The organism is Janthinobacterium sp. AD80 (genome assembly GCF_002878455.1).
Classification (GTDB): Bacteria; Pseudomonadota; Gammaproteobacteria; order Burkholderiales; family Burkholderiaceae_D; genus Janthinobacterium.
Window position 1 is genome coordinate 86417 of sequence record NZ_NRDQ01000039.1, and the last position, 20135, is coordinate 106551.

Sequence of the window (20135 nt, forward strand, 5' to 3'; positions counted from 1 at the left end):
ATATGTCCAGTTTATCGATACGCAGCATCCGCAAGGTGTACACGAATGGCGTCGAAGTCCTGAAAGGCATCGACATCGACATCAAGGATGGCCAGTTCCTGATCCTCGTCGGCGGCTCCGGCTCCGGCAAATCGACCCTGCTCAACATGGTGGCAGGCCTGGAGAGCGTCACTTCCGGCGAAATCCTCATCGATGGCAAGGTCGTCAACGACCTGCCGCCGAAAGACCGCGACATTGCCATGGTGTTCCAGTCCTACGCGCTGTATCCGTCGATGACGGTGCGCGAAAACATCGCCTTCGGCTTGAACGTGAAAAAAGTGCCGAAGGCGGAGCAGGAAGAAATCGTCGCCCGCGTCGCCGAAACCCTGCAGATCACGCACTTGCTCGACCGCCGTCCGGCGCAGCTGTCCGGCGGCCAGCGCCAGCGCGTGGCCATGGGCCGCGCCATCTCGCGCAAGCCGTCGCTGTTCCTGTTCGACGAACCGCTGTCGAACCTGGACGCCAAGCTGCGCGTGGAAATGCGCGCCGAGATCAAGCTGCTGCACCAGCGCCTGAAAGCCACCATCGTCTATGTCACGCATGACCAGATCGAGGCGATGACCATGGGCGACCTGATCGCCGTCATGAAGGATGGCGTAGTGCAGCAACTGGGCACGCCGCAGGAAATCTACGACAATCCCGCCAACCTGTTCGTGGCCGGCTTCATCGGCTCGCCGTCGATGAACTTCATCACCGTCAAGCCTGTCATCGAAGGCAACGAGGTGTCTGTCGCCATCGAGAACGCGGGCAAGAGCCTGCGCCTGTCCCTGCCATTCGCCGCCGACAAGCTGCGCAGCTATGCGGGCCGCGACGTGATCCTGGGCGTACGTCCGGAACAGATCACGGACATGAGCAGCGCGCACGGCGACGTGGGCCAGGAACTGGGCTGTCTGATCGACCTGGTCGAGCCGACCGGTCCGGACACCCTGCTGACGACGCGCCTGAACGGCGCTGCTGTTACTTGCCGCACGCACCCGCGCGAAGCCGTGCTGCCGGGGCAGACCATGCAGCTGTCGTTCAACCTGTCGAAGGCGGCCATGTTTGATCCGGCCAACGGCGAACGCATCGCGTAAGCACCGGTGCATAAAAAACGGCCCGCCTGTCAGTTGACAGGCGGGCCGTTGTCGTTTGCGCGGCGCTTATTTGGCCAGCGACTTTTTGTACGCGATGGCGTAAGTCAGCTTGCCGGTCGGCGTCACCAGGTCGTCCAGGGCGGCCTGGCTGAAGGTGCCCGTCCAGCCCAGGGTTTGCGCCGTGACGCCGCCGCTGACGATGTCGGCCGCTTTCAGGCCCGCCATCGCCAGCGATGCCGTCCTGATGGTGGCCATGTAGCTGGCCGCGTCGCGCGTATCCGTCTTGCTCAGGTCGACCGTGGCCTGCTTGCGCAGCCAGTCGGCCCAGTAAAATTCCAGGAATTCCGTGGACCTTGACGGCACCACGTAGCCGGCGTCGCGCGTGAAGTAGACGAGCGCGCGGTACGGGTCGTTACCCAGGGAGGCGAGGCCGATGGACGCCGGCAACTGGCTGGTGGCGATCGCCTTGTTGCTGCCATCTTTCAGCCAGACCTTGCTGGCCTTCTTCATCTGCGCCCAGAAATCGTATTCATTGAGCTTGCTGAAATTGTCCGTCACCTTGACCCAGACTTTCAATTGATGGTTCTGCCCCTTGTCGGCATCCCGGAAGGCGGAAAACGTGTGGTGGCCATCCGTCAGGTACAGGGTGCCGTTCGGGCCGATGACGACGGTCTTCATGTCGCCCGGCTTGGTACCCACGGCGGACTTGCACTGGAAGGTGGCGGGTGGATTGCTCAGGGTGGCGCCGGCCACGTTGGCCGTTTTGGTGACCACGTCGTCCTGGCCATTGGTTTCGCACAGCTCGGCGAATTTCTTTGGCTTGTTGGTCTTGGCCATGACCAGGTCTTCCGCGCCGTAGCGGCCCAGCTTGTAGTAAATCTGGTCGTAGCCGACGGCCGGCTGGGTGGGATGCAATTCGTCGAGCGACACTTGCAGGAAGACGGGCGCCGCATCGGTGCCGGCGGCCGTGGCGGCGAGGAGTTGCTGGCGCGCGCTGAGCACGGGCGGGGTTTCCAGCACGCTCTTGCCGGTGGCCAGCGGCACACCGCCATTGACGATTTGCGCAACGATGCCGCCGCTGGCATTGACGATGTCGATATCACTGCCGCTTTGCTTCACTTGCAGGTTGTCCAGCAGCACGTCGGCCGGGTCTTTGCTGTCTGGCGTCAGGACGCCATTGACAAAGTCGTAGTTGGCTGCCATGCCCAGGGTTTGCATGGGCGCCGCGAGGGCCGTGCCCAGCTGCGTTTGCGCCGCTTGCAGTTTGGCAGCATCGATGGCCGCCAGGCTGGCGGCGGGGGCGCTGGCCGGCGTGTTGCCCAGCAGCTGCATGGCGATGACGGAAGTGAGCGGCGTCAGGTTGACGCTTTTTTCCTGCAGCGAGACGGCGTACAGCACCTCGCCGCTGGCGGTAGTGGTGGTAATCAGGAACGGGGCCTTGGCGCCCGCGCTGATGGCGATGTTGACCTTGCCGCTGGCGTCCGCCGCGCTGGAGCCGACCTTGGTCTTGCTGGCATCGTACACATCGATGACACTGCCGGCGACGGCCTTGCCCGTGGCGGCCACGACGCTGACGATGCGGGCCGGGCCGACCGCTGCATTCTCGCTTGCCGGCGTGTCGCCGCCACCACAGGCGGCCAGGCTGGCGCCCAGTGCGATGGCGATGGCAATCGAGAGTGTGCTGCGGCTGCTGCGGCTGCGCAGGGTGTTGCTGTTCTTGAGCATGTCTGTCCCGTGATGTCGGCTGAAAAGTGCCGACATGCTAGCGGGCGCATGTGTCAGGATGATGACACGCCCAGGCGCCGTCAGCGCCGCAGCGACTTGCGGTAATTGATGGCGTAGTCCAGCTTGCCCTTGTCTTCGGTCAGTTCGTCGAGCGCCTCGCGGTCGATGTCCTGCAGCGCGCCCAGCTCGCGGGCGCGCTTGCCGTTGCTGACCATCGCATCGGGCTGGAGCGCCACCATCGCCTGGGCGGCCAGCAGGATGGCGTTGGCATACGCGGCCGGGTCAAGCAGGTCGATCTTCGCCAGGTCAGGCGCGGGCTTGCCGCGCAGCCAGTCGGCCCAATAGAATTCGAGGAATTCCGTGGCGTGTTCGGGCGGCGCGTAGCCGACCCCGCGCGTGAAGTAGACGAGCGAGCGGTACGGATCATCGCCCAGCGCGGCCAGACCGACGGCCGAGGGCAGCTGCCGCGGCGTGATGGGCGCGTTGCGGCCGTTTTTCAGCCACACCTTGTTTTCCGCGCGCATGCGCGCCCAGAAGGCGGCGTCATCGAGCGCGCTGAAATTGTCGCTGACCTTGACCCACACTTTCAGGTGCGCGTTGCGCCCGCCATCGGCATCGCGGAAGGTGGAAAACGTGTGGTGGCCATCGGTCAGGTACACGATGCCACGCGGGCCGATGACGACGGTTTTCATGTCGTCCGGGCGGCTGCCCACGGCCGCCTTGCAGCGGTAGCTGGCTGGCGGGGCACTGAGCGTGGCACCGGCGACATTGGCCGTGCCGGGCAAGACGTCGCCCTGGCCATTAGCTTCGCACAAGTCGGCGAATTTTTTCGGCTTGGCGACGTCGGCGAGGTGCTTGTCTTCGGCCGCATAGCGTCCCAGCTTGTAGTGCACCTGGTCGTAGCCGACTGCCGGCTGGGTCGGGTGCAGTTCCGCCAGGCTCACTTGCAGGATGCGCGGGTGGGCGGCATTGCCCACCACGGTGGCCATCAGGGCCTGCTGGCGTGCGTTCAGGGCGGGCAAGGTGGCGGCATCGCGCGCCAGCGCCGGCGGCAGGATTGCCGCGCCGCAGGCCAGGGCCAGCGGCAGGGCAGGGATACGGAAGAAAAAGCCGTGCATTGCCATCGTCTCCAAAACCATAGTATGAACAGCCCCACCCGGTGGCGTTTGATGCCGCGCAGACCGGGAGCAAGTCATGCAGCCTGTCGTTAGCGCCCCAGCATGCGCAGGCATGCGTCGGCCACGTCAGCGGCAAAGGCGCTGCTATCCTGCAGCTGCGCCGCGATAGCGTCGTCCGTCACGCCATGCACGGCGGAATAAATCATCAGGGCGGCCAGGCGCGGCTGCGGCAACGGCCATGCGCCCGCCGCCGCGCCGCCCGCCAGGATGGTCCCCAGATGGACCAGGATGGCATTCTTGTCGGGGTTGTCCGCCGCTTCGGTGCCGACGCTGCGCCGGTGGCTCGTGTAGACGATGTCGTGCAGCCGCCAAGTGCGCAGATAGGTGGCGACATTGGCCTGTACCCAGGCGCGCAGCCGGCCTTCCCAGTCGTGCGGCAGGCAACGGTCGACAGACGCTTCCAGGCTGGCCAGGAAGTGGCTGGTGTAGCGGGTGGCCAGCGCCGCCAGCATTTCGTGCTTGGACGGAAAATAATGATAGAAGGTGCCTTTTGCCACACCCGCCAGGGCGGTGATGTCGCTGACGGTGGTCGCTTCCACGCCCTTGTCCAGGAACAGGCGCTCGGCGGCAGCCATCAATTCATCGAGGCGCACTTCGGCCGGCTTGGTGCGGGGTCGGGCGGGCGCTGGCACGGCGCAGACAGGGACGGGCATGGCAGGAGGAGAAATAGTCATGCAGCCAGTATAAATGAAGCACCGGCACGGCCCAAGCACAGCGCGCACACGTTTGACCTTAAATTGACCGACGGTCAGTCAATATGTAAGATGCGAGGATATCAACAATGGGAGCGACTCCATGCATCGTTATCGCCGCACGGCCCTGGTGGCCGCCGCCTACCTGGGCACTTTTCTCGCGTCGCTCGACATCAGCATCGTCAACGTGGCCCTGCCCACATTGCAGACGGCGCTGGCGACGGACATGGCCGGCTTGCAGTGGGTGGTCAATGCGTATGCGCTATGCCTGTCGGCCTGCATGCTGTCGGCCGGGCCGCTGGGCGACCGGCATGGGCACAAGCGGATCTGGCTGCTGGGCGTCGCCTTGTTTACCGCCGGTTCGCTGCTGTGCGCGCTGGCCGCCAGCCTGCCGCTGCTGCTGGCGGGGCGCGCCGTGCAGGGCGTGGCGGGGGCTTTGCTGATTCCAGGCGCCATGCCAATACTCAGCCACGCCTTTCCCGATCCGCGCGAACGGGCACATGTGATCGGCGGCTGGTCGGCCTTCAGCGCGCTGGCGCTGATTCTGGGGCCGTTGCTGGGCGGCATGCTGCTGGAAAGCAGGGGATGGCAGAGCATCTTCCTGATCAATTTGCCGCTGGGTTTGCTGGCCATGTCGCTGGGCGCCTGGGGCATCACGGAGCGCCGCTACCGCGAAGAGGCGGCGCTGGACCGGGCCGGACAGGTACTCAGCATTGTCTGGCTGGGTGCGCTCACGTATGGCTTGATCGCGCTGGGTTCAAACGATGCGCCTGCCTGGCCGCCATTGGCAGCGGCCCTGCTGGCCTTTCTCGCCTTCCTTGCCGTCGAAGCACGCGCGCCGCGCCCCTTGTTGCCGTTGCAGCTGTTTCGCGAGCGAAGCTTCGCACTGGTCAACCTGGCCTCGCTGGTGCTGGGCTTTGCCGGCTACAGCAGCCTGTTCTTTTTCTCGCTTTACCTGCAGCAAATCCAGGGCTGGGCGGCGGGCGCCAGCGGCTGGCGCATGCTGCCGCAGTTCGCTGCCATGGGCATCGTTTCACTGGGTTTTGGGCGTCTCAGCCGCCACGTGCCTTTGCGCCGCCTGATGCTGGGCGGCTACCTGCTGGCGGGACTGGCGCTGCTGGCCACGGCAACGCTGGCGCCGCGCACGCCGTATGCCATCGTCGGCACCCTGTTCGGCTTGCTGGGCGTGGCCCTGGGACTGGCCGTGCCGGCCACCGGCTTGCTGGCCATGGCCAGCGTGGGCAGCGAGCGTGGCGCCATGGCGTCGGCCATCATGAATGCCCTGCGGCAGGCGGGCATGACCCTGGGCGTGGCCGTGCTGGGCAGCGTGATGAGCATGCGTGCCGCCGCCATGCTGGAGCGGGCGGGACACGTTGCCGCACTGGCCGCCGGCTTCCAGCTGGCCATGCTGCTGGCGGGACTGGCATGCCTGGCGGTGGCCTTGCCGCTGTACTGGCTGCCGTCGAAATAATCCTAGTCGCGCAAACCGCTGGGCACGCGGGGCGAGGACATCAGGTCGCGGAACGCGGCCCAGTGCTCGGCGCGCGTCGTGCCCTGGCGTTCCACGTAGGCTTTCGCCATGTCCTGTCCCAGGTTGTAATTGATGACATATGCGCCCATGGCGTCGTAGAACTGCAGCCGCTGCGCGGATTTTTCGGCCGGGTACAGGCGCACGTTGACCAGCCATTCCAGCGCTTCCTCGCGCGTCAGGCTGCCTTCGAGGTACTGGCGCGCGATGTCGTTGTCCGCATAGCTGAGCTTGGCCAGCAGGTGGTTGAGCTGCGTGTAGCGGGGCGCCAGCGCCGGGTCGAGGCCGGCCAGCGGGTACAGCACCCGCTGTTCGAAGTCGAGCCGCTCGGCATCCGTGAAGCTCAGTTCGATGCCGTAATTGGCCGTGCCTTCGGCGATCAGGGATTGCGGCGAGTACAGCGGATAGATGCAGTATTCCATCCAGCCCTTGGCGCGCACCAGGTCGCGCTCCAGCAGCACGTTATACACGTGGTGGCCCGGATAGGCTTCGTGGCAACCGAGATCGACGGCGCGATCGATATACACGGGCAAGTCCGTATTAATCTGGATCACGCTCTGGTAGTTGCCCTTGTACCAGTTGTAGCCGCTCCACGGCTTGTCGCTGACAAATTCCAGCACGAAATCTTCTTCCACAGGCAGGGCGATGTACTGCAAGGTGCGTTCGCGGCCGGCGCGAATGGCCGCGTCCATGACGGCGCGCAGCTTGTCTGCGGGAATGACGAATTGCGCGCGGAAGGCGTTGACCCGGTCGCTGACCGAGCCGTCGCCCGGCAGCAGGGTGTCGATCTGCGCCACCAGTGCTTCGTAGTAAGCACGGCTGTGATGGGGCGAAACGGCGTCGTACAGGCGCGCGCTTTCCGTATCGAAATCCAGGCGCATTCCCTGCAGCATCTCCGCCTTGGCCAGCACGGCCTGCAACTGCTTGCGCAGGTTGACGGCGCGCAGGCAGTGTTCGTCCGCCAGCAGTGCCAGCGTCTCGTTCGTGGCTGCCTTGATGCCGCTCAGGCTGGCTTGCTGGTCTAGCGCTTCCTGCCGCCAGGCGGGCGGGCCGTAATACGCATCCACATATGAGGCATCGTGCAGGCCCATGGCCAGGACCAGCTTGACGTAGCGTTCGGCCACGTCGGCGAGGAGGGGAGGGTTGCTATCGTCAGGCGTCATGGCGGCAGGGTTCTCACGGTTGGCAGGCGCTTATTGTATAGCGCATTGGCACAGGCGTGAGGCGTGTACGCGCCACATCATTTCGTTACAGTAACTGGGGAAACGCATCTTGATATAGCTCAGTGAACCCGGCATTCACGGCCTGCGCGAGCGGGTTTGGCAGCAAGATGGCGGGGTTTTCTTTTTTTGCGTATCTGCGTGTTTCCCCCCCCCCTTGATCTTTCTTCGTTTATGGACGAATATGATGTACGAGATCCGGCACTACCTGACGTCATCGGGCAGGGATTTATATACGGAATGGCTGAAACGCCAGCGCGACAATACAGCCCGGGTGGCCATCGTGCGCCGCGTGTTGCGTATGATCCCCGGCAATTTCGGCGACCACAAATTTTGTCACGATGGCGTGTGGGAGTTGCGTATCGATGTGGGGGCCGGGTACCGTATCTACTATGCCATTGCCGGCGAACAGATCATTTTATTGTTATGCGGCGGCGCAAGCGCGTGGCGACAAGCGCACGCAGCCGAAAGATATCGAATACGCCTGTGCCTGCTGGCACGACTGGAAGGAGAGAGGACATGAAAGAGGTACCCGGCAAACCACCGAGCGACCGCTCGCATGACGATGCGATGGCTGAGCTGTACCGCGACGATCCCGCCTTCGCCCTGGAACTCATCAACAACATCCTCGCCGATGGCGAGCATGGCGAACTGCTGGCCGTGCTGCGCCAGCTGACGCGCGCCTTTGGAGGCGTGCCCGCCGTGGCGCGGGCGGCCAGGCTCAATCCTACCCAGCTGTACCGTACCCTGTCGCCCGACGGCAATCCATCGCTCGCCACCTTGACGGCCATCCTCGACGCCATGGGCTTGCGCCTGGCGGTGGAACCCAGGCAGCCCGAACGTCCATTTCCCGCTCCGGCTGCCTGAGTCCCTGCCTTGGGATTAAAACTCCACGGGCCGTGCCTCGCGCATCGCTTGCGTCATGGCCAGGCCGATGCGTGTCGCTTCGGTGGCATCGTGCAAGGTCAGTGACAAGCTGCGATGGCCCAGTGCCGCATCCGTGAACTCCTGCGCCTCGATCAGAAAGGCGTCGGCGAAGCGGGCATAGAAGTCCGGCGTGCATTCATTGCGCACGCCATGCGCATCTGAAATTTCCACCCGGTTCAGGCGCGGATTGCTGCCCACGGCCAGGCGGCCACCCGTGCCGAATACTTCCGTCAGGGTTTCATGGCCATGCGCCATGGTGCGCGACGCCATGAAACTGGCCATGCTGCCATCGCTGAACTCGACGGTTGCCAGGCCATTGTCGACGTCGCCGAACGCCTGCAAGCCCGTGTGGATGGCGTTGGTGCCGCTCGCATACACGCGCTTGGGCACGGGGTTGCCCAGCAGCCAGCGCGCCAGGTCGATATCGTGCACGCTGCAATCGAGAAAGATGCCGCCGCTGGTGGGGGCGAAGCGCATGAAGGCGCCGCTGGGATCGTTCTGGTCGCAGGTTTGCGAACGCACCAGGTAGGGCTTGCCGATGAGTCCTTGGGCGATCTTTTGCTGCGCGTCATGGTAGCTGGCGTCGAAGCGCCGCACGAAGCCGATCATGACCGTCAGTCGTGGGTGGCGCGCCGCTTCCGCTTCCACCTTCAGGCAGTCGGCCAGGTCCAGCGACAGCGGTTTCTCGCAAAACACATGCTTGCCGGCGCGCAGGGCGGCGATGATCTGGTCCGCATGCAGCGAGGTGGGCGTGACGAGGAAGACGGCGTCCAGGCCCGGATGGGCCAGCAGGGCGTCGTAGTCGGCATAGCCGGTGGTGATGCCGAGCTGGCTGGCTGCCCAGTCCAGTTCGGCCTGCACGGGACTGCAGGCGGCGACCACCTGCGCGTTTGGCACGCGCTGCGCCAGGTTGATGGCGTGGCGCTGGCCCAGCCGGCCCAGGCCGACGATGCCGACGTTTAATGTTGGGGATGACATGGTGTCTCCAGGTATTTTTATTTTTGTTTATAAAGTGACGACACGGCCTTCGCGCCACGACAGGGTGGCTGCCTCGGCCAGTTCCAGTGCCTTCAAGCCATCGTGCACGGTGGTGCGCAGCGGCGTGCCGTGGCTGAGGGCATCAAAGAAATGCGCCATTTCCTGCGCGTAGGCCACGCGGTAGCGTTCCAGGAAAAAATCTTCCGGCTTGTCCACGCTGACGTTGATAGCGCCATAGGCCGTCACTTCCGTCGGTTTGTGATTGCCCGCCTGCAGCATGCCGGCGCTGCCCAGCACCTCGAAGCGCTGGTCGTAGCCGTAGGCGGCGCGGCGCGAGGCATTGATCTGGCACAAACGGCCCTTGGCCGTGCGGATGGTGACGACGGCCGTGTCCAGGTCGCCCGCCTCGCCGATGGCCGGATCGACGAGGCAGCTGCCCGTCGCATGCACGCTGACGGCTTCATCGTCGAGTATCCAGCGGAAGATGTCGAAATCGTGGATCAGCATATCCTTGAAGATGCCGCCCGAGACCTTGATGTAGCTGACGGGCGGCGGGCCCGGGTCGCGGCTGGTGACGACCAGCAATTCCGGCGTGCCGATCTCGCCCGCTTCAATGCGTGTCTTGACAGCATTGAAAGTGGGGTCGTAGCGGCGCTGGAAACCCAGCATGCACAGCACCTTGGCTTCCTTGACGGCGGCGGCGCAGGCGCGCGCCCGGTCTATCGTCAGGTCGACGGGCTTTTCGCAAAAGATGGCCTTGCCGGCGGCGGCCGAACGCAGGATCAGGTCCGCGTGCGTGTCCGTGCTGGAGGCGATGACGACGGCCTTGATGGCCGGATCGGCCAATGCCGTTTCCACCGTGGCGCTGCTGCCGCCGTGCAGGCCGGCCAAGGCGGCCGCCGCTTCCTGGTTGACGTCGACCACGTACTTGAACTGCACGCCGGGTTGCGCGGCCAGATTGGCCGCATGGATTTTGCCGATACGTCCGGCGCCGAACAACGCTACTTCAATCATCATGTTCTCCTGGGGTGTGGATTTCTTCGATGTCGAGCTCTAGTTTGTAGGCCAGCGCGATGAACAGCGCCTGGCACAGGCAGATGGTGCTGGTCAGCGAGCGGAAGGCGAAGGCGCTGCCCTCGGTGACGGTGAGCAGCGCGTCGGCGGCCCGCGCGAGCGGGGCCAGCTTGCTGTCGGTAATCACCAGGACCTTGGCGCCCTTGTCCTGCGCCGCCTTGATGCACTGCTGGGTTTCCTTGCCGTAAGGCGAGAAACTGATGGCGATCGCCACATCGCGTTCGCGCACGCTGCGCATCTGCTCGCGGTGCATGCCGCCCAGTCCGCTGATCAGGTGCACGCGCTTGTCGGTATGCTCGAGCGCATAGGCGATGTAGGAGGCGATCGGGAAGGACCGGCGCACGCCGATCACATAGATATTTTCCGCTTTCAGCAGCAGGTTGACGGCCGCTTCCAGCTGCGCGTCATCGAGACCTGCCGCCAGGTCATCGAGGCCGGCGCGGCTGGCGCCGACGAATTCGCGCGTCAGGTCGCCCGCGCTGAGGGCGGCGTCGCGCGTGGAAATGAGCTTGCGGATGCGCTGCTGGTAGTCGGGCGTGGCGCCGGCCTGGTCCGTATAAGCCTGGCGGAACACATCCTGCATTTCGCTAAAGCCCGTATAGCCGAAGCGCTGCGCGAAGCGCACGATGGCCGACGGCTGCACGTCGCAGGCGGCGGCGATATCGCTGATGCGTTCGAGCATCAGGCTGGCCCGGTGCTTCTCGATGTACTGGGCGATGACTTTCAACTGGCGCGACAGGTTGTCGTACTCGGCGGCAATGTGCTGCATCAATTGTTCGATGGGGGCGGTGGCTGCCATGATTTTTTCCTTGGTCTGCTTGCTGGGCCGTGCCATCGGCACGGCTGGTTCTGGCGAGAATTATAGGAGGGAAATCCGAAAATAGAAACGAATTTCTATTTAAATTTAATTTGAAAATTTTATTGCATTTGTCTTTTTTGTGGCCTAAGCTGTGCGCAGTGCATCGGTTTGCATGCCGCAATGGCAAGCCGGTGACACCCTTCATAAAAGCTCGCAACTATAAAAATTAATCCGTCTAGGAGACATTCATGCATAGCAATAAAAGCAAGGGTTTGATGAAGTGCCTGGCCATCGCCAGCCTGGGTCTGAGCCTGGGCTTGAGCACCGGCGCCAGCCACGCTGCCGGCGAGAAATTCGTCATGGTCAGCCACGCGCCCGATTCCGATTCCTGGTGGAACACCATCAAGAACGCCATCAAGCAGGCGGGCGAGGACTTCAATGTCTCCGTCGACTACCGCAATCCACCGAATGGCGACCTGGCCGACATGGCGCGCCTGATCGAGCAATCGGCGGCCCGCAACTACGATGGCTTGATCGCCGACATTGCCGACTTCAGCGTGCTGCAAAAGCCGCTGGGCACGGTGGTGGCCAAGAAGATCATGCTGGTGACCATCAATTCCGGCACCCTGGCGCAGAGTGAACAGCTGAAAGCCATCATGCACGTGGGCCAGCCCGAGTATGACGCGGGCCTGGGCGCCGGCAAGCGCGCCAAGGAAGCGGGCATCAAGTCCTTTGTGTGCGTGAATCACTATGCGATGAATGCCTCGTCGTTCGAACGCTGCCGCGGCTTTGCCGACGCGCTCGGCGTCGACTTCAAGTCGTCCACGCTGGACACCAATGGCGTCGACCCAGGCGTGATCGAAAGCAAGGTCAGCGCCTATCTGCGCAGCAATCCGAAGACCCAGGCCGTGCTGGCGCTGGGTCCGGATTCGGCCCCGCCGGCCATGCGCGCCGTCGAGAAGCTGGGCTTGAAAGGCAAGATGTACTTCGCCAGCTTCGACTTGTCGGAAGAGATCGCCAAGGGCATCAAGGATGGCAGCATCCAGTTCGCCATCGACCAGCAGCCCTACCTGCAAGGCTACATTCCTGTCGCCGTGATGGCCATCATGAAGCAGCAGAAGATCACGGACCTGGCCAAGGTCAAGGAAATCCTGATCGCCAACCCGAAATACCAGGCCCGCCTGGCGGAATACGGCTTGACGCCCATCTATGGCCCGCGCCACATCAGCTCCGGCCCTGGTTTCGTGACCAAGGACAACATCGCCAAGGTCGAAAAGTACGCCGGCCAATACCGCTAATCCACACAGTCGCCACCGGGTTTGCCCAGCGCCGCACCGCCTCCCGCGGGCGGCGCCCGGGAGGCACACGCCTGGCGCCAGCGATGCTGGCGATAAGTAATAGCATCAAGTAACAGTGAAAGGACTTTGTATGACTGCGCTCAAATCCAGCCTGGCCAGCCCCGGCATGAATCCTCCTCCGCCATCCGGCGCCTCCAGCACACCCGCACCAGCCGCCGATGAGCGCGTGGGCACGACCAGCTGGGTCAAACGGTTTTTTGGCCGTCCCGAGTTCGCCTCGATTTCCGGCGCCGTGCTCGTGTTTGCCTTCTTCGTCATCACGGCCGGCGATTCCGGCATGTTCAACCTCGATGGCGTCGTCAACTGGATGCAAGTGGCATCCTACCTGGGCATCATCGCCATCGGCGCCTGCCTGTTGATGATCGCCGGTGAATTCGACCTGTCGATCGGCTCCATGATCGGCTTTGCCGGCATGATGATCGCCATCCCGACCATCTATTTCCAGTGGCCATTGTGGGCCGCCATTATTTTCGCTTTCGCCGGTTCCATGGCGCTGGGCTGGCTCAACGGCTATATCGTCATCAAGACGCGCTTGCCATCGTTCATCGTCACCCTGGCTTTCCTGTTCATCCTGCGCGGCCTGACCCTGGCCCTGTCGATCATGTTCGCCAACCGCACCATCGTCAGCGGCGTGGGCGACCTGGCCGCCAACGACTGGCTGGCCAGCCTGCTGTTCCAGGGCAATGTCGCCACCGGCCTGTTCCACTGGATGGGCACGCATGGCTGGATCGCCGTGCTCGACGATGGCTCGCCGCTGGTGAAAGGCATTCCCAAAGTCATCGCCTGGTGGCTGGTGCTGGCCGCCGGCGCCGCGTTTGTCTTGTCGCGCACCCGCTTCGGCAACTGGATGTTTGCCGTGGGCGGCGACGCCAACGCGGCCAAGAATGTGGGCGTGCCGGTGCGCAAGGTAAAGATTTCCCTGTTTGTCTTCACGGCTTTCTGCGCCTGCCTGTTTGCCACCTTGCAAGTGTGCGATATCGGTTCGGCCGCCGCCGACCGTGGCATGCAAAAGGAATTCGAAGCCATCATCGCGGCCGTCATCGGCGGCGCCTTGCTGACGGGCGGCTACGGTTCCGTCGTCGGCGCCTGCTTCGGCGCGCTGATCTTCGGCGTGGTGCAGATCGGCATCACCTACACCAACATCAATTCGGACTGGTTCCGCGTGTTCCTCGGCGTGATGCTGCTGATCGCCGTGCTGTTCAATAACTTTGTACGCTCACGCGTCACGGAAGCGAGATAAATCATGAGCGAGCATATTCTTGCCCTGGAAAATGTCAGCAAGCGCTTCGGCTCCGTGCTGGCCCTGCAAAACATCACCATGCGGCTGAAGGAAGGGGAGGTGCATTGTTTGCTGGGCGATAACGGCGCCGGCAAGTCGACCCTGATCAAGACCCTGGCCGGCGTGCACAAGCCGACCGACGGGCAATACCTGGTCGATGGCCGGCCCGTCGTCTTCAATTCGCCCAGCGAAGCGCTGGACATGGGGGTGGCCACCGTCTACCAGGACCTGGCGCTGGTGCCATTGCTGTCCGTGGCGCGCAATTTCTTCATGGGCCGCGAGCCGATGAGAAAGCTGCTGGGCCTGGTGCCCGTGATGGATATCGATTATGCGGCCGAGACGGCGCGCGCCAAGCTGGCCGAGATGGGCATCATGGTGCGCGACCCGCACCAGGCCATCGGCACCATGTCCGGCGGCGAAAAGCAGTGCCTGGCCATTGCCCGCGCCATCCACTTCGGCGCCCGCGTGCTGATCCTCGACGAGCCAACGGCCGCGCTGGGCGTGAAGCAGTCGTTCAATGTGCTGAAACTGATCTACAAGGCGCGCGAGCGCGGCATTTCCGTGATCTTTATCACGCACAATGTGCACCATGCGTATCCGGTCGGCGATTCGTTTACCTTGCTGAACCGGGGCAAGTCGCTGGGCACCTTCACCAAGGAAACGGTGAGCAAGGACGCCTTGCTGGACATGATGGCGGGCGGCGCGGAAATGCAAACGCTGATGAGTGAACTCGACGGTGTCACGATTTAAGGATAGCCATGAATAATTCCACACAATTTGCCCAGGGCCGGGCGCTGGATGTCATCTGCCTGGGCCGCCTGGCGGTGGACCTGTACGCGCAGCAGATCGGCAGCCCGCTGGAAGACGTCAGCAGCTTCGCCAAATACCTGGGCGGCTCGTCGGCGAACATCGCCTTCGGCACGGCGCGGCTGGGCTTGAAGTCCGCCATGCTGTCGAAAGTGGGCGACGACCACATGGGCCGCTTCCTGACGGCTACCTTGTCCAGGGAAGGCTGCGATGTCAGCCATGTGGGCATCGACCAGGATCGCCTGACGGCGCTGGTGATGCTCGGAATCAAGGATAAAAATACCTTTCCGCTGATTTTCTACCGTGAAAATTGCGCCGACATGGCCATCGATCCCGCATCGGTGGATGCGGCCTTCATTGCGTCGAGCAAGGCATTGCTGATCACCGGCACGCATTTCTCTACCAGCGCCATGCACGCCGTCAGCACGCAAGCCTTGAAACTGGCCCGCGCCAATAACGTGCGCACCGTGCTCGACATCGATTACCGGCCCGTGCTGTGGGGCTTGTCGGGCAAGGCCGATGGCGAAACGCGTTTCGTTTCCAACGAAGGCGTGACCAGGCACTTGCAAGCCATCCTGCCGCATTTTGATTTGATCGTCGGCACGGAAGAGGAATTCATGATCGCCGGCGGCGGCGCCGACATCATGGCGTCCTTGCGCGCCGTGCGGGCCGCCACCCTGGCCACCCTGGTCGTCAAGCGCGGGCCGCTGGGCAGCGCCGTCATCGACAATGTGGTGCCGGCCAGTCTGGATGACGCGTATAACTACCGCGGCGTGCGCGTCGACGTGCTCAACGTGCTGGGCGCGGGCGACGCGTTTCTGTCCGGCTTCCTGAAAGGCTGGCTGCGCGGCGAAGGCTATGAAGCATGCTGCCGCTACGCGAATGCCTGCGGTGCGCTGGTGGTGTCGCGCCACGCTTGCGCGCCGGCCATGCCGTCGCCCGTCGAGCTCGACTATTTCCTGGCCAACGCGGCCAGGCTGGCGCAGCCGGACCAGGACGCCACCTTGTCGCGCTTGCACCGCACGACGGTGGCGCGCCAGCAGTGGGACGAATTGTGCGTGTTTGCTTTCGACCACCGCACGCAGTTCTTCGAACTGGCGCAGCAGACGGGTGCGCCCGAAGCGCGCATCGCCGCCTTGAAGCAGCTGATGGTGCAAGCCGTGGCACAGACGGAAACGGCGTTGAAACTGGCCGGCAAGACGGGCGTGCTGATCGATGGCCGCTATGGCGTCGATGCGCTCAATGATGCGACCGGGCGCGGCTGGTGGATCGGCCGTCCCGTGGAATTGCCGGGTTCCAACCCGCTGCAATTCGACTGGGGCCGCTCCATCGGCTCGCACCTGCTCAGCTGGCCAAAGGAGCATGTGATCAAATGCCTGGTGCAGCTGCATCCGGACGACGCCGTGGAAAACCGGCTGGAACAGGAAGCGCAGATCAAGGCCCTGTATGACGCGGCGCAAGTGAGCGGTCACGAACTCTTGCTTGAAGTCATACCGTCGGAGGCCTTGCCGCACAGCGACGATACAGTGCTGCGCGCCGTCAAACGCCTGTACAACCTGGGCATCTATCCGGAGTGGTGGAAGCTGGAAAGCATGACGGCCAAGCAATGGCAAGCCATCGACGCGCTGGTGCAGGAGCGCGATCCGTATTGCCGTGGCGTCGTGCTGCTGGGCTTGAATGCGCCCATCGATGCGCTGGCCGCCAGTTTCGAGCAGGCCAGCGCCAGCACCACCTGCCGCGGCTTCATGGTGGGGCGCACCATCTTCCAGGAACCGAGCCGCCGCTGGCTGGCGGGCGAACTCGACGATGCGGGCCTGATCGCCGCAGTGCGCGCCAACTTCGAACAACTGATTTCCCTGTGGCAGCGCACCCGCAACCGCCTGGAGCGTGCGGCATGAGCGCCATCCCACACAAAACCGTGCGCTTGACCATGGCGCAGGCGCTGGTGCGCTACCTGGCTGCCTTGCGCACGGAAGAGGGCGAAGCGTTGTTCGGCGGCGCCTTCGCCATCTTTGGCCACGGCAACGTGGCGGGCCTGGGCGAGGCGCTGTACCAGTACAATGACAGCTTCCCGACCTACCGCGCGCACAACGAACAGGCGATGGCGCATGCGGCCATTGCCTATGCGAAAGCGCACATGCGCCGGCGCATGATGGCCGTCACTAGTTCCATCGGCCCGGGCGCCACCAATTTGCTGACGGCCGCCGCGCTGGCCCACGTGAACCGCTTGCCGGTATTGCTCTTGCCCGGCGACGTGTTTGTCTCGCGCGCGCCGGACCCGGTGCTGCAGCAGCTGGAAGATGCGGGCGACGGCAGCGTGTCCGTCAACGATGCCTTCAAGCCGCTGTCGCGCTATTTCGACCGCATCGTGTATCCGGAGCAATTGCTGACGGCCTTGCCGCGTGCCATTGCCGCCTTGACGGACCCGGCCGCCTGCGGTCCCGTGACCCTGTCCTTGCCGCAAGACGTGCAGACGATGGCGTATGACTACCCTGAAGAATTCTTTGCGCCGAGGACTGTGCGCTTCCGCGCCGTGCCGCCCGTCGAGCAGGAACTGGAAGAGGCGGCAGCGCTGTTGAAAAACGCGAAACAGCCGCTGATCGTCGCCGGTGGCGGCGTGCTGTACGGCAAGGCCAGCGCCGCCTTGCAGGCCTTTGCCGAGCGCCATGGCATTCCCGTGGCCGAGACACAGGCGGGCAAGAGCGCGCTGCCGTGGGACCACCCCTTGCAGCTGGGCGCCATCGGCGTGACGGGTTCGCCTGCGGCAAATGCCCTGGCGGCCGAGGCGGACGTGGTGCTGGCCGTGGGCACGCGCCTGCAGGATTTCACGACGGGGTCGAATTCCCTGTTCGGGCAGGCGCAATTGCTCAGCCTTAATGTGAATGCCTTCGACGCCCTGAAACGCCGTGGCCTGGGCTTGCAGGCGGACGCGACACTAGGCTTGCAAGGCCTGTCGCGCCAGCTGGGCAGCTGGAACAGCGCCGGGCAATGGATGGATCGCGCGCAGCAGGCGGGCCACGCCTGGCGCGCGACGGTGGCAAGCATTACCGGCAAGCGCGAAGTGGCCGGCTTGCCGTATGACGGCGAAGTCATCGGCGCCGTGCAACGCTCCGCAGCGGACTCCGCCACGCGCGATATCGTCGTCTGCGCGGCGGGCACCCTACCGGCCGAGCTGCACAAGCTGTGGCGCACCAGCACGCCCGGTGGCTACCACATGGAGTACGGCTACTCGTGCATGGGTTATGAAATCGCCGGCGGCCTCGGCGTCAAGATGGCCAAGCCCGATGCCGAGGTCATCGTCATGGTGGGCGATGGCAGCTACCTGATGATGAATTCGGAAATCGCCACTTCCGTGATGCTGGGCAAAAAACTCATCATCGTCGTGCTGGACAACCGGGGCTACGGCTGCATCAACCGCCTGCAGCAAGCGTGCGGCAATCCATCGTTCAACAATATGCTGCCTGACGGCGCGCCGCATATCGATTTTGCCCTGCATGCGCAATCGCTGGGGGCGCTGTCCGAACACGTGGACTCGATTGCCGCGCTGGAGCAAGCCATGCTGCGCGCCCGGGCCGCCACCCGCACGTATCTGATCTGCATCGACACGGATGCGACGCGCACAACAGAAGAGGGCGGTTGCTGGTGGGAAGTGGCCGTACCCGAGGTCTCTACCCAGCCCGGCGTGCAAGCTGCCCGCGCCCGTTATGAACTTGACCGCCAAGGACAACAAAAATGAACGCACCAAGCTGGAATGTGAAGATCGGCATCAACCCGATCTCGTGGATGAACGATGACTTGCCGTCGCTGGGCGGCGAGACGCCTCTGGAAACAGCCTTGAAGGAGGGCGCCGAGATCGGCTACGTGGGCTTTGAACTGGGCAACAAGTTTCCCAAGGATGCACCATCGCTGAATGCCGTGCTGGGGAAATATGGCCTGGCGTGCGTGTCCGGCTGGTATTCGGGACGGCTGGTACACCGGTCGGTCGAGGAAGAAATTGCGGCGGTGCAATCGCATTTACGCTTGCTTGCCGACAGCGGCGCCACCGTCATGGTCTACGGCGAAGTGGCGGACGCCATCCAGGGCGAAGCGCGCCCCCTGTACAAGCGTCCGCGTTTCCAGTCACAGCAGCAATGGCAGCACTACGCCGACAAATTGACGGCCTTTGCCGCGCATCTGCTGGCCCACGGCGTGCGCCTGGCCTACCACCATCACATGGGCGCCTATGTGGAAACGCCGGCCGACGTGGACCAGCTGATGGCCCTGACGGGAGCGGAAGTGGGCTTGCTGTTCGACACGGGCCACATCACCTTTGCGGGTGGCGACGCGCTGGCGGTGCTGAACAAGCATATCGATCGCATCTGCCACGTGCATTGCAAGGACGTGCGTCCCAACGTGGTGAAACTGGCCCGTAATGGCCACTGGAGTTTCCTGCAAGCCGTCATCAATGGCGCTTTCAGCGTGCCAGGCGACGGCAGCATCGACTTTCCGGCGATTTTGACGCGCTTGTATCTGCACGGCTACGAAGGCTGGCTGGTGGTGGAAGCGGAGCAGGACCCGGCCGTCGCGCCCAGCTACGAATATGCGAAGATGGGCCACGATTACCTGGCGCAACTGGTTGACGCCATCCCGCGCCTGGGCCGGGAGGCGGCATGAGCCCGCTATTGGTGAAGGCGGACAAGGGCGGCGGCAAGCTCGTCGAAGTCACGCCCGCGTCGGCCGGCTGGACGCACGTCGGTTTCGCCGCGCACCGGCTGGCGGCCGGCGAAGCGCTGAGCCTGCACACGGGCAGCCGCGAGCTGTGCATCGTCGTGCTGACGGGCACGGTCACCGTGCAGGCGGGCGGGCAGACGTGGCGCGAGATCGGCGGGCGCGCCAGCGTGTTCGAGGAGCGCTCGCCATATGCCGTCTATGTGCCGCTGGAAACGGCGGTCAGCATCACGGCCGTGGACAACGCCGAGGTGGCGCTGTGCAGCGCGCCAGCCGCCACGCACCGTCCGGCGCGCCTGATCGAGCCCGCCAGCATGACGCGCTCCGTGCGCGGCAAGGGCGCCAATACCCGCTATGTGTGCGACATCCTGCCGCAGACGGCCGAGGCCGATGGCTTGCTGGTGGTGGAAGTGGTGACGCCGTCGGGCCACTCGTCCAGTTACCCGCCGCACAAGCACGATGACGACAATATTCCGACCGAGAGTTCGCTGGAAGAAACGTATTACCACCGCTTGAATCCCGAGCAGGGCTTTGCCTTTCAACGCGTCTATACGGATGACCGCAGCATCGACGAAGCCATGGCCGTGGAAAACCACGACGTGGTGATGGTGCCGCGCGGCTACCACCCCGTGACCGTGCCGTATGGCTACGACGGCTATTACCTGAACGTGATGGCCGGCCCGAAACGCGTGTGGCACTTTAAAAACGACCCGGCCCACGAGTGGCTGATGAATACCAAATAAAGGAATCC

General features: G+C 63.9%; 18 protein-coding genes. 11 read left to right on the forward strand and 7 right to left on the reverse strand.

The window, feature by feature from the left end; translation table 11 throughout:
- Positions 1-2: 2 nt before the first annotated feature.
- Positions 3-1112 (forward strand): ABC transporter ATP-binding protein, encoded by a 1110-nt coding sequence (locus tag JaAD80_RS09805; RefSeq protein WP_102293994.1) that lies wholly within the window; start codon positions 3-5, stop codon positions 1110-1112.
- A 66-nt stretch (positions 1113-1178) separates the two neighbouring features.
- On the opposite strand, the gene JaAD80_RS09810 is transcribed toward JaAD80_RS09805, so the two are convergent.
- The 3 genes from JaAD80_RS09810 to JaAD80_RS09820 form a co-directional block, all read right to left on the reverse strand.
- Positions 1179-2837, reverse strand: a complete 1659-nt coding sequence (locus JaAD80_RS09810) for a ParB-like protein (RefSeq protein WP_102293995.1) — start codon at positions 2835-2837, stop codon at positions 1179-1181.
- Positions 2838-2917: 80 nt separating this feature from the next.
- Entirely contained in the window at positions 2918-3955 is a 1038-nt protein-coding gene (locus tag JaAD80_RS09815) for a ParB/Srx family N-terminal domain-containing protein (protein WP_180979359.1), read from the reverse strand.
- Positions 3956-4044: 89 nt separating this feature from the next.
- On the reverse strand, positions 4045-4689 hold the full coding sequence (locus JaAD80_RS09820) for a TetR/AcrR family transcriptional regulator (protein WP_258002898.1): 645 nt from the start codon (positions 4687-4689) through the stop codon (positions 4045-4047).
- Positions 4690-4810: 121 nt separating this feature from the next.
- Here JaAD80_RS09820 and JaAD80_RS09825 point away from each other — a divergent pair, with 121 nt between their 5' ends.
- Entirely contained in the window at positions 4811-6178 is a 1368-nt protein-coding gene (locus JaAD80_RS09825; protein ID WP_102293998.1) for an MFS transporter, read from the forward strand.
- A 2-nt stretch (positions 6179-6180) separates the two neighbouring features.
- Here JaAD80_RS09825 and JaAD80_RS09830 read toward each other — a convergent pair whose 3' ends face one another.
- A complete protein-coding gene (locus JaAD80_RS09830; protein ID WP_180979360.1) occupies positions 6181-7398 on the reverse strand; it encodes a hypothetical protein in 1218 nt (405 codons plus the stop codon).
- 241 nt (positions 7399-7639) lie between these two features.
- Here JaAD80_RS09830 and JaAD80_RS09835 point away from each other — a divergent pair, with 241 nt between their 5' ends.
- Both JaAD80_RS09835 and JaAD80_RS09840 read left to right on the forward strand, forming a co-directional pair.
- A complete protein-coding gene (locus JaAD80_RS09835) occupies positions 7640-7978 on the forward strand; it encodes a type II toxin-antitoxin system RelE/ParE family toxin (RefSeq protein WP_374755236.1) in 339 nt (112 codons plus the stop codon).
- Positions 7975-8322 carry a DNA-binding protein gene (locus tag JaAD80_RS09840; RefSeq protein WP_102293999.1) on the forward strand — a complete coding sequence of 116 codons (348 nt, stop codon included), beginning with the start codon at positions 7975-7977 and terminating at the stop codon, positions 8320-8322. The genes JaAD80_RS09835 and JaAD80_RS09840 overlap by 4 nt, the downstream gene beginning before the upstream one ends.
- 15 nt (positions 8323-8337) lie before the next feature.
- Here JaAD80_RS09840 and JaAD80_RS09845 read toward each other — a convergent pair whose 3' ends face one another.
- The 3 genes from JaAD80_RS09845 to JaAD80_RS09855 are packed head-to-tail and all read right to left on the reverse strand — an operon-like array spanning position 8338 to position 11233.
- On the reverse strand, positions 8338-9360 hold the full coding sequence (locus JaAD80_RS09845; RefSeq protein ID WP_102294000.1) for a Gfo/Idh/MocA family oxidoreductase: 1023 nt from the start codon (positions 9358-9360) through the stop codon (positions 8338-8340).
- A gap of 27 nt (positions 9361-9387) precedes the next feature.
- Positions 9388-10374 carry an inositol 2-dehydrogenase gene (gene iolG, locus JaAD80_RS09850; protein WP_102294001.1) on the reverse strand — a complete coding sequence of 329 codons (987 nt, stop codon included), beginning with the start codon at positions 10372-10374 and terminating at the stop codon, positions 9388-9390.
- Positions 10367-11233 carry a MurR/RpiR family transcriptional regulator gene (locus tag JaAD80_RS09855; RefSeq protein WP_034757651.1) on the reverse strand — a complete coding sequence of 289 codons (867 nt, stop codon included), beginning with the start codon at positions 11231-11233 and terminating at the stop codon, positions 10367-10369. The genes iolG and JaAD80_RS09855 overlap by 8 nt, the downstream gene beginning before the upstream one ends.
- Positions 11234-11481: 248 nt before the next feature.
- On the opposite strand from JaAD80_RS09855, the gene JaAD80_RS09860 reads away from it, so the two are divergent.
- The 7 genes from JaAD80_RS09860 to iolB all read left to right on the forward strand — a co-directional run bounded on the left by JaAD80_RS09860 (position 11482) and on the right by iolB (position 20127).
- Positions 11482-12531, forward strand: a complete 1050-nt coding sequence (locus tag JaAD80_RS09860; RefSeq protein WP_102294003.1) for a sugar ABC transporter substrate-binding protein — start codon at positions 11482-11484, stop codon at positions 12529-12531.
- A gap of 166 nt (positions 12532-12697) precedes the next feature.
- Complete coding sequence (locus JaAD80_RS09865; protein ID WP_180979362.1) at positions 12698-13831, forward strand: ABC transporter permease; 1134 nt, start codon at positions 12698-12700, stop codon at positions 13829-13831.
- A 3-nt stretch (positions 13832-13834) separates the two neighbouring features.
- Positions 13835-14620 (forward strand): ATP-binding cassette domain-containing protein, encoded by a 786-nt coding sequence (locus tag JaAD80_RS09870; RefSeq protein ID WP_102294005.1) that lies wholly within the window; start codon positions 13835-13837, stop codon positions 14618-14620.
- An 8-nt stretch (positions 14621-14628) separates the two neighbouring features.
- Positions 14629-16575: a 5-dehydro-2-deoxygluconokinase gene (gene iolC / locus JaAD80_RS09875; RefSeq protein WP_102294006.1), complete on the forward strand. Its 1947-nt coding sequence runs from the start codon at positions 14629-14631 to the stop codon at positions 16573-16575.
- Positions 16572-18413 (forward strand): 3D-(3,5/4)-trihydroxycyclohexane-1,2-dione acylhydrolase (decyclizing), encoded by a 1842-nt coding sequence (gene iolD, locus JaAD80_RS09880; protein ID WP_102294007.1) that lies wholly within the window; start codon positions 16572-16574, stop codon positions 18411-18413. Before iolC ends, iolD begins: the two co-directional genes overlap by 4 nt.
- Entirely contained in the window at positions 18410-19330 is a 921-nt protein-coding gene (gene iolE / locus JaAD80_RS09885; protein ID WP_102294008.1) for a myo-inosose-2 dehydratase, read from the forward strand. Before iolD ends, iolE begins: the two co-directional genes overlap by 4 nt.
- The gene (gene iolB / locus JaAD80_RS09890) at positions 19327-20127 is read left to right on the forward strand and encodes a 5-deoxy-glucuronate isomerase (protein ID WP_102294009.1); all 801 of its coding nucleotides are present in this window, start codon (positions 19327-19329) and stop codon (positions 20125-20127) included. The genes iolE and iolB overlap by 4 nt, the downstream gene beginning before the upstream one ends.
- Positions 20128-20135 lie beyond the last annotated feature (8 nt).